We start from the raw sequence: 15,930 nt of genomic DNA, 5'->3' as shown, positions 1-15,930 counted from the left end.
AGCCTGCATGACAACTTACGCCACTAATAATCCTCTGGGTTCTACGGACCCTAGAGACCTTTATGATAACGCGCAAAATTTTGATTTTGCGATTAACGATATTACAAAGGCTATCTGGAAGGATCGCTTCGGTAATGATCGACGGACATGGTTTGGCATTGAAAGCATGGTCGCTGATGCAGCTGGTTCGTTCGGATATATAACACTACAAGGCGTTACTTTCCAGACTGGTGCAACTGTAAATCTAAACGAAATTTTGTACGATGAGGCCACGTCATCATATTACAAATGGACTGGAACATTCCCTGTAGGTGGGAAGATTGTACCGCCAGGGTCAACGCCGGATAGCTCTGGAGGACAAGGTCCTGGTAAATGGTTAAACGTAGGTGATCAAGAATTAAGAAATGAGATTTTTGCGCTTAATGGCGGCGTAACTCGCGGGTTCCAGACGGTTGCAGATATGAAGTCTTTTGGCGGAATTTCACCGGGCCATACATACTCTACAGCCGGTTACTATGCATCAGGAGACGGCGGCGGCGCATATTACATCGGCACCACTTCCGGCTCGACGCCTGATGGGTATGGTGATCATGTTGCATCAAATGGCGTGTTCCTGAGATTAATCAGCCAGCCTACTGACCTCAATCATGGCGTGATTATTAATGCGACCTATGATCCTGCCACAGCCTGGAATAACAGGAATGCAATTCAAACAATGCTTCGCAATGAGCGTTGGTCTAACTTTGAGTTAAAAGCTCAGGGCGTGCTTTATCATCTGGGAAGCACTCACGTAGGACGTGACAACATCTCAGTTCACATAAAGAAAGGATGCAGAATAATTGGCAGATTTAACGACCCCTCAATTCCAGATTCATTGAAGTCTCAGTCAGGCGGCATGCTTGGATTTGCTAAATTCTTCGATCCTGACAATGGAGATTTTATCCCATGGCGAGATGGTGATACTAGAATAAACGCAAGAATTTATAATGTACATATTATTTTAGATGGGGAAGTGTCTACTGAATACAATGCTATACATTCCAGTAAATATAACAATAACTGTATAGGATTTTTAAAGGCAAGCAATTGCTCAGTAACTGGTAGTGGAGGCGTAGCAGGGTCAGACCATAGAGGAATAAACTTTGATGGAATAGACACTAACGCTCCTAATGGAAGTGATAACAGAGGTGGATCAGTAAACTGCTGCATTGATGTTGGCTATTCCGCGAATGTGGTTGATAACCATTTAATGATTTTCGGAGATAACACAAGTGTCAGTACACATACCATAAAAGTAGGTTTTTTGGGTGCAATGCTTTCTGGAGGCTATAATAGCCCTATAGGTGTAAGGGTAACAAATGCAAACGTATTTAACATAAAAATTGGCTCGTTCAGTGGTGATAACGTTGTCAAGCCGTCATTAGTTGCTTCTTATGGAGTCACGCAAGTGAACGTAAAAGCAGGATATGTGAACGGGGCTTCAAAAATTCTTTATCAAAATGAGACTCTTTATTCAGATGTGGAAGTTTCTCAAATCTATAACACCCCAATTGGAATTGAGAGGGCTGGCACTGCAACTGGCAAAATGAGATCTGCATCGTTTCATGATACAAAATATACAGATAACAACTTCAGTTATCCGTACTACTCTAACAACAATGTTGATGGGTTCTTCAGATTGAAGATTAATGATAACTTCTTTGGTAATGCATCATCATCCTTTGCTTATTATGGAAACAGAGTTCCAGCAGGGATGCCAACAAAAATGGACATCAGAGATAACGTATCGCCAAGTTCAATGTCCGTTGTAGAGTTTAACCAACTACCTCAAAGTCAAAGCGCTAACCTGATAACTGCCGGGGTTACATCTGCGGTAATAAATTACAAGAGCCCTGATTGGAACTATAGCAAAATGACCGTAATAGCCCAGTCAGGAGGAGTATATGGAGCGTGTGAGATTGACATAAGGACAAGGACAATTACCAGCCAGAACGTAGCATATAGCGCCGGAGCTATCACAGTAAACACGGCGATTTCAGGAAACAACATTACCATAACGTTAAGCGCTGGAGCCGCTCTTGCAGTTGTGACGATGCATAATTAAAAGTAAGGCCCCATTGGGGCCTTATTTATCATTAAATTGTACTACATTATCCTGCTAATAAACTTTCTATTTTCAACAAACTTAGACGAATAACTAGCGAATACAAGCGCAGAACATATGGAAATAAAACCAACAAGTATTGATATAATTAAATCATCTCTGACCTTTAACTCAAACATCCCAAGGAAAAAATAAAGTATAGGGTAGTGTGTAATATACAACGTGTAAGAGTACTTAGATGTATTATTCAGAATTGAAATTCTTTTGTCGTATATAATTAAAAACACATAAATGAACGCAGTAAAGAAAAGTCCAAAAGAGGCGTTATAATAGGCCAAGATTACCTCTTTTCCTGCAAATAATGAACCCAGTCTTAGTGAGGCGCAAGCAAGAGCCAGTAAAATAGAAAGCGCCAATATTTTATACTTTCCTTTAGCTGCGGGAATGTAAGAAACAATTAAACCAGAGAACCAAACAAAAGAATATATAAAAAATTCCAGCTTAAACATTGATATGCATATAAAAATAGTAATTGCAGTAATAGCTGTTAATGGTTTTTTGGTGAATAGCAACCCAGCTATGGCATAGTACCAAACCTCAAGCGGGAGACTCCATAGAGGTTGGTTGAATTGTATTATCGGCGTGGATATACCATTAGTAAACGTTAGTGCAGATAGTATCTGTGCAGGAGTGTAATCAAATTTTCCATGCATAGTACTATTTCCAGATGAAGAGAAAAGTGAATTCGTTGACTCGAACACGTACGGTGAAATGTAGTTCAACAGAATTATTAAAGCTATAGACAGGATTAATGGTGGATAGATTCTCTTAAATCTACTGGCGGCATAAACTGAGAGCTTGAAGCTGTCATTTTTAGATGAGTTACTCTGTATGGATTTCCCAATAAGAAAACCAGACATAGAGAAAAACACCATTACACTTGATTGCGCTGCAAAAATTATATAGGTAAATGCATCGGGGTAGAACCTGACGATAAAAAACTGCACAACGTGGGCTATAGCGACAGTTATTGCAGCAATACCCCTCATTGACTCAAGTGATACGTGTTGATTTTCTGTTAGGCTGTTCATCAAGGTCTCTGCAAGACGGTGTATGTAACTGAAAACAATATTAATAAGAATAGTACCAGTTATGGGTTATCAAAACACTACTTGATCGATGCCATGTTCTTGCTTTACTGTATATGCATACAGTGAATTGTGAGGTGACCATGCCACGCACAGCAGACATACATTCCGCCTTTGTTGCGGCTATACAGCTTAACCCGAAGGGTTATCGCTACCTGAATACTGACCGGTTCATAGATAAGCTTCGGGAATTCAACTGGCACTTTACTAGGGCCGATGCCAACTCCTGGATAGAGCGCTACCAGCCAGACTTCACTGATAAAACTACAGTTGAAAGTGATAATCGTTATTGGATATTACGTAACATGGGGAGGGTATTTTAATGGGATTTCCTTCGCCAGCAATGGACTACCAGGAGCAAAGGCTCACAATCGATCTGCTATGTGGGATAGACGGAAATTGCCGAGTGATAGAAACGTCGTGTGGATGGGCGGTTGTTAATGTCGCATTAAGACCAGAGCAGGGAGATACACTACTGGTAAGAATGGATAACAGAAACGAGTTTGCAAAGCTTTATGGTGCGGCATTAATAACTGAGGATGGTGAAGCTATAGAGGGTGAAGCTCTGGATGACGTAGAGGTTTTTGGCGTTCTAACCCATAGTCTTAACCGGGTTGGTAACGCCGATTGCATACCAATTTAATATGGGGTTCAACCATCATTACACCATAGTTTCACCATTTAGATTTCAAAGCAATAAAAAACCAGCCATAGGTGGCTGGTTTTAAAGAGTATTTTTGGTCGGCACGAGAGGATTTGAACCTCCGACCCCCGACACCCCATGACGGTGCGCTACCAGGCTGCGCTACGTGCCGACGCATAAAAAGAATACTACTCGATTCCGTTTTGAATGCAAGGGAATCTGTTGCTAACTGGTTTATAATTAATCAGTTAGCGATAAAGCGCTTCTCATCCGTCAGAACCTGCAGCAGCAGGCTCAGCTGCGGTTTTTGGTCTTTCAACCGCTCACCCTGCAGATTATACGTCTGATACTTCCCATTATTGTTCAGCACCAGCGTCAACGCTGGCGTAGTCACCACCAGCGTGCTCTCTCCGGCAGCCGTCACCCAGTTATGGCGGCGGGTGGCACTGAAGAGATCCTGCCCCTGTGAATATTCGTTTGCTGGCGTGCTGACGTGCAGCAGACGTTGCATCAGGGTCGTCATCACATCTTTATGTTCAGTCAGCATATTGATGCGCTGCGCCGGCGTTCCCGGCCAGTGGATCACCAGCGGAACATGCAGATTTGGACGCGACCACTCCATGCTCTTCGTTTCGTCACCCAACGGGATACCATGACCGGCCGTGACGATCACGACGGTGTTATCCAGCTTGCCAGACTCGCGCAACGCGTCGAGCACGCGGCCAATCTGTGCATCAACATCACCGGCAGCGCGGCTGTAGCGGCGCGCTAAGCCTTTCTGATTCGTGTCCTCAAGGTTGGTGCCGTTTAAGGCAACCCACGAGAACCAGCGGTTATCTTCCTGGGCGTAGCGTTGCAGCCAGCTTATCCACTGACTGGCGGTCTGTTCATCTGTCTGGCTCTGTGCCGCCGGCAGTGAGAAGTCTGACAGCAGCGCCTGGCGATAGAGCGCGCTGTTAAAGCCATCCGAAGAGAATAGCCCTAACTGATAACCCTGCTGATTAAGTCCGGTGATCAGTGCCGCAGGAATACGGGCGGACAGCACGCCGTCCATGTATCCGGCTGAAATGCCGTAGAACAGACCAAAGATACCCGCGTCGGTCGAGTTACCGGAACTCATATGCTGTGTAAACGTCACGTTCTTACTGGCGAAATCAGCCAGAGCAGGCATCTGCTTCTCGTAACGTGAATAATTCAGGCCATCGACGGTGATTAACAGGACGTTTTGCCCGCGGCCCATATCGCGATAGCGTAGTTCGCTCAGCGGATACTGAACGCTGACCGCTTCCGGATTACCCTGTTCGACCAGACGGCGCTGATACTCCTGCGCATCCAGCAGGCCGTGTTTTTCGAGGAAACGGCGGGCCGTCATCGGATAAGAGAGCGGCAGGTTAGCGCGCTGCATGGTAATAGGGCGATAGAAGTTCGCATCCGCCCAGATATACATGATGTGCGAGCTAATAAAGGAGACGAAAAAGAGCGTCGCAACGGGTTTCGCGTAATGGCGCCGACGGGTCAGGCTGCGCAGTTTTTGCCAGCTCCAGGTGGCAAACAGCATCTCAATAAGCAGGATCACCGGAACGCTGATAAACATCAGCTGCCAATCACGGGCCGTTTCGTTTTGATCCGGGTTGATCACCAGTTCCCAGACGATGGGGTTGAGATGCAGGTGAAAACGGGTAAAGACTTCGCTGTCGATAAGCAGCAGCGTTATCCCCGCCGTCGCGAGGATAGCGGACAAGAAACGCATGAGCCGCTGCGACATGACGATAAACGTCAGGGGGAACAGGATCAGCAGATAGGTGGCGAAAACCAAAAAGCTAAAGTGACCCACAACGCTCATCCAGGAGTAAATACGCCCGGTTAGCGTTGTCGGCCAGTCTGCGACAAACAGATAACGACAGCCAATGACCGTCGCTAACAGAATGTTGAACAGGGCAAACCAGTGTCCCCAGCTGACCATCTGGGAGACTTTTTCACGGTAGCGCTGACGATTCGTCACCATAAACTGTTGTTCGTTTCCCTTAATGGGCCTGGTCGTCGCTGATGGAGGACTGTAACGCCTGGGCGAAAGATTTGGCGATCGCCTGACGCTGAGCCGGAGCAACGCTGGTATTGATAAGGTTGGTGACCATATTTCCCAAAACCATCAGGGAGAGATCGGTCGGCGTTTTATGTTTTTCCAGTACGTTGACCAGCTCACTGAGCAGTTGTTCAACGTGTTCATCACTGTAGCGGGAATGTTGTGGCATAAATCAAAATCAGTTTGTTGATGAAAGGGCAACATATTACCGTAGCGACAGCTTTTTTTCCCCTTTTTTATCTGTTGTTGCACACATGACCTGGTGGTGGTTGAATACCGCCCGGTCTAAAAGGAGAGTTTATCATGAGTCTGGAAATCAACCAGATTGCCTTGCACCAGCTTATCAAGCGTGATGAGCAAACCCTTGAAGTGGTGCTTCGCGATTCGTTACTGGAACCCACGGCGACCGTTGTGGAAATGATGGCGGAGTTGCACCGCGTCTACAGTGCTAAAAATAAAGCCTATGGTCTGTTCAGCGAAGAGAGCGAACTGGCTGATAGTCTTCGTCTGCAGCGTCAGGGCGAAGAGGATTTCCTGGCGTTTAGCCGCGCCGCCACCGGACGTCTGCGTGACGAACTGGCAAAATACCCGTTCGCAGACGGCGGTATCGTCCTGTTCTGTCACTATCGCTACCTGGCAGTAGAGTATCTGCTGGTCACCGTGCTGAACAATTTAAGCAGCATGCGCGTGAATGAGCAGCTGGATATCAGTTCTACCCATTATCTTGATATCAACCATGCGGATATCGTGGCGCGTATCGATTTAACCGAGTGGGAAACGAACCCGGAATCGACCCGCTACCTGACCTTCCTGAAAGGCCGCGTCGGCCGTAAAGTGGCTGATTTCTTTATGGACTTCCTCGGCGCCAGCGAAGGTCTTAACGCCAAAGCGCAGAACAAAGGGCTGCTGCAGGCGGTTGACGACTTTACCGCCGAAGCGCAGCTCGATAAATCTGAGCGTCAGACCGTGCGCCAGCAGGTGTACAGTTACTGCAACGAACAGCTGCAGGCGGGAGAAGAGATTGAGCTGGAGTCGCTGTCAAAAGAGCTGGCGGGCGTCAGTGAAGTCAGCTTCCAGGAATTTACCGCTGATAAAGGCTATGAGCTCGAAGAGAGCTTCCCGGCGGATCGCAGTACGCTGCGACAGCTCACTAAATTTGCCGGTAGCGGCGGTGGGTTGACCATCAACTTTGATGCCATGCTGTTGGGTGAACGCATCTTCTGGGATCCGGCCACCGATACGCTGACCATTAAAGGCACGCCGCCGAACCTGCGCGATCAGCTTCAGCGCCGCACCTCTGGCGGGAAATAACAGGCATAAAAAAAGCCCCGCAGAAGCGGGGCTTTTTTTCGACGTGTTTGCGATTACGCGCGAACGAAGTCGATGTGAGTGACTTTTGGCTTGAACGCGTGACGCTGAACAGCCTGAACTTTCACTTTTTCTTCTTTACCGCCAACAACGATGGTCAGAACTTCGCTGTAGAATTCAGGTTTGTTCTGCAGGTTCCACACTTTGTCGTGATCCAGTTCGATTGCAACTGGAGCAGCTTCGCCACCGTAAACGATAGCCGGGAACTTGTTAGCGTTACGCAGGCGGCGGCTCGCACCCTTACCCTGCACGTTACGTACTTCTGCTTCGATAGTAAACATTGATTTCTCTCTGTATTTTAAACCCTACTACAGGCGACCCAGCAGCAGGTGAGTGTTCTGCTTCACGGATATGAAGCGGGCGGCATTTTATACTCAAATGCCCCTCACATCAATGAAAAGTCCCCTTAACCGCGCAATTCGTTGGCGCGACGAAAACGGCCTTCGTAATCAAACACCTTTTCCCGAACCTGCCAGAACTGTCCTTTCATACGAGCCACAACAAAATCCGGGTGGCGCAGTAACACCTGCTGGCGCACGATATCGGCCACGGTAATCCAGCGCAGCGGTACACCGGGCGTACGGGTGTGCGGGCGAATAAAGAGTTGTTCGAAGGCCATACGCTGGGCAGGCGTATGTACCCTGAAGCGCTCGCTGACGTCTGCGCCGTCTTCATCGTAATAGGTGATTTTCAGCCACTCGCCTTTGTCATCCGCGCCGGGTTGCAGTGCCATACCGGAACAGCGCAGCACCAGCGCATCTTTTAACTTCAGCGCTGCTTTTAGCATGTCATCAGGATCGACCAGAACCGTATCGCATTCGCGACAGCGACGGGCGGCAATATCGTTTTCCGCATTGCACTGCGGGCAGTTTTTAAAGCGGAAACGGAAATCGCACTGTTCGCGATGTCCTTCGTCATCTTCAAACCAGCCCTGACAGCGGCGGCCAAAATGTTCAATCAGCGTGCCGTCTGCGGTGGTTTTACCCCAGAAGGTGTTGGCAAAACCACAGGCAGGGCAAAAGACCTGAACGGGGACGTTGTCGCTTTTGCCTTTTGGCGTGCCGACTTCCGGAGAGTAGAGATCGTGCGGGTTTCCGGCGTAATCCAGAATAAGACAGTCGGTTTTCCCGGGCGCCAGGCGCAGGCCGCGCCCCACAATCTGCTGATAAAGACTGACCGATTCGGTCGGACGTAAAATGGCAATCAGATCGACATGCGGGGCATCAAACCCGGTGGTTAACACCGACACGTTCACCAGATAGCGGAATTGTTGCGCTTTGAAGGCGTCGATCAGGCGGTCGCGCTCCGGCCCGGGCGTCTCGCCGGTGATTAAGGCCGCGTCCTCGGCGGGCAGCAGCCCGGTAATTTCTCGCGCATGCTCCACGGTGGCGGCAAAGATCATGACCCCTTTGCGCGTCGCGGCGAACTCTTCTATCTGGCTAATGATATGCGGGGTAATGCGCTTTTGCTTTTTCAGCTCCTGGTTCAACTCCGCTTCGCTGAATAACCCGTTGCTCTGCGCCTGTAACCGGCTGAAATCGTACTGCACCACCGGCATGTCCAGCCGCTCGGGCGGCGTCAGGTAGCCATGCTTGATCATGTAGCGCAAAGGAAGTTCATAGATACAGTCGCTGAACAGCGCTTTCTCATCGCCGCGCACCATGCCGTGATAATGGTAGCGATAGATCCAGCCTTTACCCAGGCGAAACGGGGTCGCCGTCAGGCCAAGCAGGCGAAGGTGTGGGTTTACCTCTTTCAGGTGAGTGAGGATTTGCTGATACTGGCTGTCGTCGTCATCGCTGATGCGGTGACACTCGTCGACAATCAGCAGCGAAAATTCACTGCGAAACAGATCAAGGTTGCGGGCCACCGACTGTACGCTGCCAAAGACCACTTTGCCGTGGCTCTCTTTACGCTTTAGCCCGGCAGCGAAAATGTCCGCTTCCAGCCCGAGCGCGCAATACTTGGCATGGTTTTGTGCCACCAGCTCTTTGACGTGGGCCAGCACCAGCACGCGTCCGCGTGCCAGACGCGCCAGTTCGGCGATCACCAGGCTTTTGCCAGCACCGGTGGGAAGCACAATGGCCGCCGGTGCCTGGTGTTTACGAAACCAGGCGAGAGTGGCGTCAACGGCTTCCTGCTGATAAGGACGAAGTGTAAAAGTCATGGGGTCTCGGTTTAGTTATTTCGCATATAGTATGCCACGAAACTTTTTCCCTTGAGTGGCGCAACCAGACCATTATACTGAGCCATTCCAGACTGCTTCTTTTTCGGACCTGTTGTCCGACTTCCAGCACCATTAAGGCTAAAAAGATTTCATGCGACTTGATAAGTTTATCGCTCAGCAACTCGGCGTAAGCCGCGCTATTGCCGGGCGTGAAATTCGCGCCAGCCGCGTTACCGTGGATGGCGACATTGTGAAAGACACTGCGTTCAAACTCCAGCCTGACCATCAGGTTGAATATGACGGCAACCCGCTGACCCAACAGCACGGGCCACGCTATTTCATGCTCAATAAGCCGGAAGGCTATGTCTGTTCTACGGACGATCCGGATCATCCAACGGTGCTTTATTTCCTCGACGAACCGGTCGCGCACAAGCTGCATGCCGCTGGCCGTCTCGATATCGACACCACCGGGCTGGTGCTGATGACCGACGACGGGCAGTGGTCGCACCGTATCACGTCTCCGCGTCATCACTGCGAGAAGACGTATCGGGTGACGCTGGAGTCTCCGGTTGCGGATGACACGGCAGAACAATTTGCCAACGGCGTTCAGTTGCATAATGAAAAAGATCTGACCCGGCCTGCCGTGCTTGAAGTGATCGCGCCTACCGAGGTTCGTCTGACCATCAGTGAAGGGCGCTACCATCAGGTGAAGCGTATGTTTGCCGCGGTGGGTAACCACGTTGTCGGTCTGCATCGTGAACGTATTGGCGCAATTGAACTCGATCCTGAGCTGGCGCCCGGCGAATATCGCCCGTTAACGGAAGAAGAGATCGCCAGCGTTGGTCTGCCTTCGCATTAATTTCAGGAGAACTCTGTGACCACCAGGCCACACTCGTCGTTCAAAATCGTCTTCATTCTTGGCCTGCTGGCCATGCTGATGCCGCTGTCTATTGATATGTATCTGCCTGCGCTGCCGGTTATTTCCGCGCAGTTTGGCGTACCGGCAGGCAGCGCGCAGATGACGCTCAGCACCTATATTCTCGGTTTTGCCCTCGGTCAGCTGTTTTATGGCCCGATGGCGGACAGCTTTGGCCGCAAGCCCGTTATCCTTGGCGGGACCCTGATTTTTGCAGGGGCGGCGGTGGCCTGTGCGCAGGCGCAAACCATCGATCAACTGATTGTCATGCGCTTTTTCCACGGTCTGGCAGCGGCAGCGGCAAGCGTGGTGATCAATGCCCTGATGCGCGATATCTACCCGAAAGAAGAGTTCTCCCGGATGATGTCGTTCGTGATGCTGGTGACGACGATTGCACCGCTGGTGGCCCCTATGGCCGGTGGTGCGGTACTGGTATGGTTCAGCTGGCATGTGATTTTCTGGATCCTGGCGCTTGCCGCGCTACTGGCCTCGGCAATGATCTTCTTCTTTATTGATGAAACGCTACCCGCGGAGCGCCGACAGAAGTTCCACATCCGAACCACAATGGGGAATTTCGCCTCACTGTTTCGCCATAAGCGCGTGCTGAGCTATATGCTGGCGAGCGGTTTCAGCTTCGCCGGGATGTTCTCATTCCTGAGTGCCGGGCCGTTTGTCTATATCGAACTGAACCATGTTTCTCCGCAGCACTTCGGTTATTACTTTGCGCTCAACATCGTCTTCCTGTTCATTATGACCATCATTAACAGCCGCTTTGTCCGCCGAGTCGGGGCGTTGAACATGTTCCGCGCCGGGCTTTGGATCCAGTTTGTGATGGCTATCTGGCTGGTGCTGAGTGCTTTTACAGGCGTGGGCTTCTGGGCGCTGGTGGTGGGGGTTGCGGCCTTCGTCGGCTGCGTGTCGATGGTTTCCTCCAATGCGATGGCGGTGATCCTCGACGAATTCCCGCATATGGCAGGCACCGCCTCGTCGCTGGCCGGAACATTCCGCTTTGGCATCGGCGCCATCGTCGGGGCGTTACTGTCGATGGCCACGTTTAATACGGCCTGGCCGATGCTGTGGGCGATGGCGTTTTGTGCAACCAGCTCCATTCTTTTCTATCTCTACGCCAGTCGGCCGCGAAAGGTGGCCAGCTAACGCGCAAATAAGGCCCAGTCAGGGCCTTTTTTGTTGACACACATCAACCAAAGCTGCGTTCGTTTACCCTGTGTTTGTTTCTTTTATGTAAAATCTATTTGTGTAAAAAGTCACATCATTGTATTTAAAAAGGTTGAGTTAGATCGCAGAAACGGGTACATATAGCGCCGACGCGAGCCTGAACACCTATAAAAAAGCGCCGAATAGTGCAGGCTGGCGATGATGTGTTACTATAAATGTAAATAAATTGTGAAGTAAATTTTGCTTCCGGGGAACGAACGTGAATACATTACAACTCTCCATAGTCCATCGCTTGCCCCAGAGCTATCGCTGGTCGGCGGGTTTTGCAGGTTCGAAAGTTGAACCGATTCCGCAAAGCGTCGCGGGTTGCGAGAATTGTCTGGTTGCACTTAAGTTGCTGAGCCCGAGCGACGAAAATGCATGGCGAGTCATGGAGCGTCTCAGCGAGGCCCTGACGGATATTGAAGTGGACAGCTCCGTACTGGAGTGTGAAGGTGAACCCTGCCTGTTCGTGAAAAGTCAGGATGAATTTGCCGCGACCTGCCGTCTGAAAAACTTTGGTGTTGCTATCGCTGAGCCTTTCTCGGGCCAGTATCCTTTCTGAGCGCTAGTCTGCGGACAACAGCTGGCGCGTGTAGCTCTGCGTTGGCGCAGCAAATACGCGCTGGCACTCTCCCTGCTCGACCACTTCTCCCTGTCGCAACACAATCACCTGATGGCATAACGCCCGCACAACCTGTAAATCATGGCTGATAAAGATATAGGCCAGCCTGTGCTTTTCCTGCAATCCTTTCAGTAATGCCAGGATCTGAGCCTGAACGGTTCTGTCCAGCGACGATGTCGGTTCATCCAGAATGATCAGCTCCGGTTTGAGGATCAGCGCGCGGGCAATGGCGATACGCTGGCGCTGACCGCCGGAAAATTCAGCCGGGTAGCGGTGCCGGGTATCCGGATCTAAGCCAACTTCCGCCATAACGCGTATCACTTCTTCTTCCCGCTGCCGGACGGTCAATGCCGGCTGATGAACGCGCAGACCCTCTTCGACAATCTGTAATACGTTCAGCCGTGGGTTAAGCGAGGAGTTTGGATCCTGAAACACAACCTGCATGCGGGGACGAACGGGCAACATCTGGCGACGGTTCCAGTTGTGCAGCGGCATACCGTCAAAGAGGATCTCACCCTGCGAGGCGATTAAGCGCAGCAGTGCCAGGCCGGTAGTGCTTTTCCCCGAACCGGACTCGCCCACCAGCCCCAGCGATTCGCCCGGACGCAGGGAAAAATGGATATTTTTCAATACCGGATTCTGGTCGACGATGCGCCGCAGAATCCCTTTGCGAACAGGAAACGACACGCCCAGCCCCTCAACGCGCAGCAACGGCGCGCTGTCAGCCGGCAGGGGAACCGGGTCACCCGTGGGCTCGCTATCAAGCAGACGCTGCGTATAGGGGTGCTGAGGCGCTTTCAGCAGGGTGGCTGCGGTGTTCTGCTCGACGCAGCGTCCGTTTTGCATCACGGCGACGCTGTCGGCGAGCTTTCTCACAATGCTGAGATTATGGGTGATAAACAGCAGGCTCATGTTCAGTTCGTCACGCAACTCCCGCAGCAGCCGCAGAATTTGCGCCTGCACCGTCACGTCCAGCGCGGTGGTGGGCTCATCGGCAATCAACAGTTCGGGTCGCGTGAGCAGAGCCATCGCAATCATCACCCGCTGACGTTCGCCGCCGGAAAGCTGATGGGGAAAATCGTTCAGCCGTTTTGCGGCATTGCGAATGCCGGTTCGTTCAAGACAATCCAGAATCTCCCCCCGCGCCGCCTCTTTGCGCATGCCCCGGTGCAGGGACAGCACTTCATAGAGCTGTTTTTCCAGCGTGTGCAGTGGGTTAAGAGAGACCATCGGCTCCTGGAAAATCATGGCAATGTTATTGCCGCGAATTCCGCGCAGGGTTTGTTCATCGGCATGCAGCAGCGAGCGACCGTGAAACAGAATGTCGCCTTGCGGATAGCTGACGGGCGGAGACGGAAGCAGGCGCAGGATCGACAGTGCCGATACGCTCTTGCCAGAGCCTGACTCGCCTACCAGCGCCAGCGTTTCGCCGCGCTGGATCTGCAGCGACAACTCCGTGACCACGGTACGCGCCTCACCCTGTTTTGAAAAGGCAATCGACAGGTTATCAATACTGAGAAGGGGCTGCGTCATCTTATACCGCCTTGTTGGGATCAAAAGCATCGCGCACGGCTTCGCCAATAAAAATCAGCAGTGAAAGCAGCACGGCCACGGCAAGAAAGGCGGTGATGCCTAACCACGGTGCCTGCAGGTTGTTCTTGCCCTGCAGCAGTAGCTCACCGAGCGACGGGGAACCGAGAGGGAGCCCGAAGCCAAGGAAATCAAGCGAGGTGAGGGTAGTGATGGAACTGCACAGAATAAACGGCAGGAAGGTGAGGGTCGCTACCACGGCGTTAGGAAGCATATGGCGGAAAATGATCCCGCGGTCGCTCACCCCCAGCACCTGGGCAGCGCGAATGTAATCGTAATTACGGGTGCGCAGGAATTCCGCCCGCACCACGCCTACCAGCGCCATCCAGCCGAAGATGACGGTAATGCCTAACAGCCACCAGAAGTTTGGCTGTACCACGCTTGAAAGCAGAATGATCAGAAACAGCGTCGGCATGCCTGACCAGACTTCAATAAAACGTTGGCCCCACAGGTCGATTTTCCCGCCGTAGTAGCCCTGAACGGCACCTGCTACCACACCCATCACGCTGGAAAAGACGGTCAGCATCAGTCCAAAGAGGATCGAGATCCGCGTGCCGTAGAGGATGCGTGCCAGCACATCGCCGCCGTTGGCATCCGTTCCCAGCCAGTTTTGCGCGGAAGGCGGGGAAGGGAAGGGGGTGGTGGTCGCAAAGTTAATGCTGTTTGCGCCAAAACGCACCGGCGCCCAGAGTGCCCAGCCGTGCTGTTCAATTTGCTGGCGAAGCCACGGATCCTGATATTCAGCGGGCGTCGCAAACGGGCCACCAAAATCGCTTTCGCTGTATTGGGTGAGAACGGGCACATACCAGCGGTCGTTAAAGTGCACCAGCAGCGGTTTATCGTTGGCAATCAATTCCGAACACATGCTTAAGACAAACAGGACGGCAAAGATCCACAGCGACCAGTAGCCGCGGCGGTTGTGGCGAAAACGGGCCCATCGGGCCTGGTTGACGGGGCTTAAACGCGGCATCAGCGGCCCTCAAAATCAATTCGGGGATCAACCAGCGTATAGCTGATATCGCTGATGATATTCAGCAGCAGGCCAATCAGGGTGAAGATATAAAGTGTGCCAAACATGACCGGATAATCGCGCGACACGGTGGCTTCATATCCCAGCAAGCCCAGTCCGTTGAGGGAGAACATCACCTCTATCAGCAGCGAGCCGGTAAAAAACATACTGATGAACGTGGCAGGAAATCCGGCAATCACCAGCAGCATGGCGTTGCGAAAGACATGTTTCCACATGATCTGCTTTTCGCCGACGCCCTTCGCACGGGCAGTCACAACGTACTGTTTACGGATTTCATCGAGAAAGGCGTTTTTGGTCAGCATTGTCAGGGCCGCAAAGCCGCCAATGACGGTCGCAAGCACCGGCAGCGTGATGTGCCAGAAATAATCGGTGATCTTCTTGTACCAGGGCAGGGTGCTGAAATCCGCTGACACCAGCCCCCGCAGCGGAAAGATATCGAAATAGCTGCCACCGGCAAAAAAGACAATCAACAGAACGGCAAACAGAAACGCCGGAATGGCATAGCCGATGATGATAAACGTGCTGCTCCAGACATCGAAGCGGCTGCCGTTGTGAACCGCTTTACGGATCCCCAGGGGGATAGAGACGAGATAAATAATCAACGTTCCCCACAGCCCCAGGGTAATCGACACCGGCAGACTTTGCTTAATCAATGTTAAAACCGACGCGCTGCGAAACAGGCTGTCGCCAAAATCAAAGCGGAGGTAGTCCCAGAGCATGTTGAAATACCGCTCGTGAAGCGGTTTGTCGAAGCCATAACGATGGGTGATCTCGGCGATGACTTCCGGATCCAGGCCACGTCCGCCGCGATAATGGCTTTCACTGATATTTCCCAGGCCGGTGCGGGCATGGCTCGCGCCCATTCCTTCGCCACCGCCGCCAGGCATGCCGCCGCTGTTGCCAAATTCAATGGCTGCAATAGCCTGGTCGACCGGGCCGCCGGGCGCGATTTGCACAATAAAAAAGTTAATCGTGATGATTGCCCAGAGGGTCGGGATAATCAGCAGGAGACGGCGGATCAGATACGCACCCATGATGATT

The 15,930-nt window shown here is 51.5% G+C and carries 15 protein-coding genes and 1 tRNA gene; 7 read left to right on the top strand and 9 right to left on the bottom strand.

What is annotated here, in order from left to right:
- Nucleotides 1-7 precede the first annotated feature (7 nt).
- Complete coding sequence (locus AC2FAP_RS10300; RefSeq protein WP_485452921.1) at nucleotides 8-2,104, top strand: tail fiber/spike domain-containing protein; 2,097 nt, start codon at nucleotides 8-10, stop codon at nucleotides 2,102-2,104.
- 41 nt (nucleotides 2,105-2,145) lie between these two features.
- Here AC2FAP_RS10300 and AC2FAP_RS10295 read toward each other — a convergent pair whose 3' ends face one another.
- Nucleotides 2,146-3,195, bottom strand: a complete 1,050-nt coding sequence (locus tag AC2FAP_RS10295) for an acyltransferase family protein (protein WP_485452920.1) — start codon at nucleotides 3,193-3,195, stop codon at nucleotides 2,146-2,148.
- A 140-nt stretch (nucleotides 3,196-3,335) separates the two neighbouring features.
- On the opposite strand from AC2FAP_RS10295, the gene AC2FAP_RS10290 reads away from it, so the two are divergent.
- Both AC2FAP_RS10290 and AC2FAP_RS10285 read left to right on the top strand, forming a co-directional pair.
- The gene (locus AC2FAP_RS10290) at nucleotides 3,336-3,575 is read left to right on the top strand and encodes a hypothetical protein (RefSeq protein WP_485452919.1); all 240 of its coding nucleotides are present in this window, start codon (nucleotides 3,336-3,338) and stop codon (nucleotides 3,573-3,575) included.
- Complete coding sequence (locus tag AC2FAP_RS10285; protein WP_485452918.1) at nucleotides 3,575-3,895, top strand: hypothetical protein; 321 nt, start codon at nucleotides 3,575-3,577, stop codon at nucleotides 3,893-3,895. The genes AC2FAP_RS10290 and AC2FAP_RS10285 overlap by 1 nt, the downstream gene beginning before the upstream one ends.
- Before the next feature lie 95 nt (nucleotides 3,896-3,990).
- On the opposite strand, the gene AC2FAP_RS10280 is transcribed toward AC2FAP_RS10285, so the two are convergent.
- The 3 genes from AC2FAP_RS10280 to AC2FAP_RS10270 all read right to left on the bottom strand — a co-directional run bounded on the left by AC2FAP_RS10280 (nucleotide 3,991) and on the right by AC2FAP_RS10270 (nucleotide 6,147).
- Nucleotides 3,991-4,067: transfer RNA gene (locus AC2FAP_RS10280), tRNA-Pro, on the bottom strand.
- Nucleotides 4,068-4,139: 72 nt separating this feature from the next.
- On the bottom strand, nucleotides 4,140-5,900 hold the full coding sequence (gene yejM, locus AC2FAP_RS10275; RefSeq protein WP_449541821.1) for an LPS biosynthesis-modulating metalloenzyme YejM: 1,761 nt from the start codon (nucleotides 5,898-5,900) through the stop codon (nucleotides 4,140-4,142).
- A 19-nt stretch (nucleotides 5,901-5,919) separates the two neighbouring features.
- Nucleotides 5,920-6,147 carry a YejL family protein gene (locus tag AC2FAP_RS10270; RefSeq protein ID WP_449541822.1) on the bottom strand — a complete coding sequence of 76 codons (228 nt, stop codon included), beginning with the start codon at nucleotides 6,145-6,147 and terminating at the stop codon, nucleotides 5,920-5,922.
- Between the two features lie 134 nt (nucleotides 6,148-6,281).
- On the opposite strand from AC2FAP_RS10270, the gene yejK reads away from it, so the two are divergent.
- Nucleotides 6,282-7,289 carry a nucleoid-associated protein YejK gene (yejK, locus tag AC2FAP_RS10265; RefSeq protein ID WP_014170942.1) on the top strand — a complete coding sequence of 336 codons (1,008 nt, stop codon included), beginning with the start codon at nucleotides 6,282-6,284 and terminating at the stop codon, nucleotides 7,287-7,289.
- Between the two features lie 53 nt (nucleotides 7,290-7,342).
- Here the strand turns inward: yejK and rplY are convergent, their stop codons facing one another.
- On the bottom strand, nucleotides 7,343-7,627 hold the full coding sequence (gene rplY, locus AC2FAP_RS10260) for a 50S ribosomal protein L25 (protein WP_014170941.1): 285 nt from the start codon (nucleotides 7,625-7,627) through the stop codon (nucleotides 7,343-7,345).
- A 125-nt stretch (nucleotides 7,628-7,752) separates the two neighbouring features.
- Nucleotides 7,753-9,513 (bottom strand): DNA repair helicase RadD, encoded by a 1,761-nt coding sequence (radD, locus tag AC2FAP_RS10255; RefSeq protein WP_020883178.1) that lies wholly within the window; start codon nucleotides 9,511-9,513, stop codon nucleotides 7,753-7,755.
- A gap of 151 nt (nucleotides 9,514-9,664) precedes the next feature.
- Between radD and rsuA the strand changes: the two genes are divergently transcribed.
- The 3 genes from rsuA (at nucleotide 9,665) to AC2FAP_RS10240 (ending at nucleotide 12,209) form a co-directional block, all read left to right on the top strand.
- Nucleotides 9,665-10,372 carry a 16S rRNA pseudouridine(516) synthase RsuA gene (rsuA, locus tag AC2FAP_RS10250; RefSeq protein ID WP_014170938.1) on the top strand — a complete coding sequence of 236 codons (708 nt, stop codon included), beginning with the start codon at nucleotides 9,665-9,667 and terminating at the stop codon, nucleotides 10,370-10,372.
- A gap of 15 nt (nucleotides 10,373-10,387) precedes the next feature.
- Nucleotides 10,388-11,584 carry a Bcr/CflA family multidrug efflux MFS transporter gene (locus AC2FAP_RS10245; RefSeq protein ID WP_014170937.1) on the top strand — a complete coding sequence of 399 codons (1,197 nt, stop codon included), beginning with the start codon at nucleotides 10,388-10,390 and terminating at the stop codon, nucleotides 11,582-11,584.
- A 280-nt stretch (nucleotides 11,585-11,864) separates the two neighbouring features.
- Nucleotides 11,865-12,209 (top strand): YejG family protein, encoded by a 345-nt coding sequence (locus tag AC2FAP_RS10240; protein ID WP_014170936.1) that lies wholly within the window; start codon nucleotides 11,865-11,867, stop codon nucleotides 12,207-12,209.
- 3 nt (nucleotides 12,210-12,212) lie between these two features.
- Here the strand turns inward: AC2FAP_RS10240 and yejF are convergent, their stop codons facing one another.
- The 3 genes from yejF to AC2FAP_RS10225 are packed head-to-tail and all read right to left on the bottom strand — an operon-like array spanning nucleotide 12,213 to nucleotide 15,923.
- Nucleotides 12,213-13,802, bottom strand: coding sequence for a microcin C ABC transporter ATP-binding protein YejF (yejF, locus tag AC2FAP_RS10235; protein WP_047955886.1), 1,590 nt, complete (start codon nucleotides 13,800-13,802; stop codon nucleotides 12,213-12,215).
- Nucleotide 13,803: 1 nt separating this feature from the next.
- Nucleotides 13,804-14,829, bottom strand: coding sequence for an ABC transporter permease (locus tag AC2FAP_RS10230; RefSeq protein ID WP_014170934.1), 1,026 nt, complete (start codon nucleotides 14,827-14,829; stop codon nucleotides 13,804-13,806).
- On the bottom strand, nucleotides 14,829-15,923 hold the full coding sequence (locus tag AC2FAP_RS10225) for a microcin C ABC transporter permease YejB (protein WP_014170933.1): 1,095 nt from the start codon (nucleotides 15,921-15,923) through the stop codon (nucleotides 14,829-14,831). The genes AC2FAP_RS10230 and AC2FAP_RS10225 overlap by 1 nt, the downstream gene beginning before the upstream one ends.
- Between the last annotated feature and the right edge of the window lie 7 nt (nucleotides 15,924-15,930).

The organism is Enterobacter cloacae complex sp. 394I7, assembly GCF_057320345.1.
The sequence above is the reverse complement of the archived record's forward strand: the minus strand, read 5'-3'. Positions and strand labels throughout refer to the sequence as shown.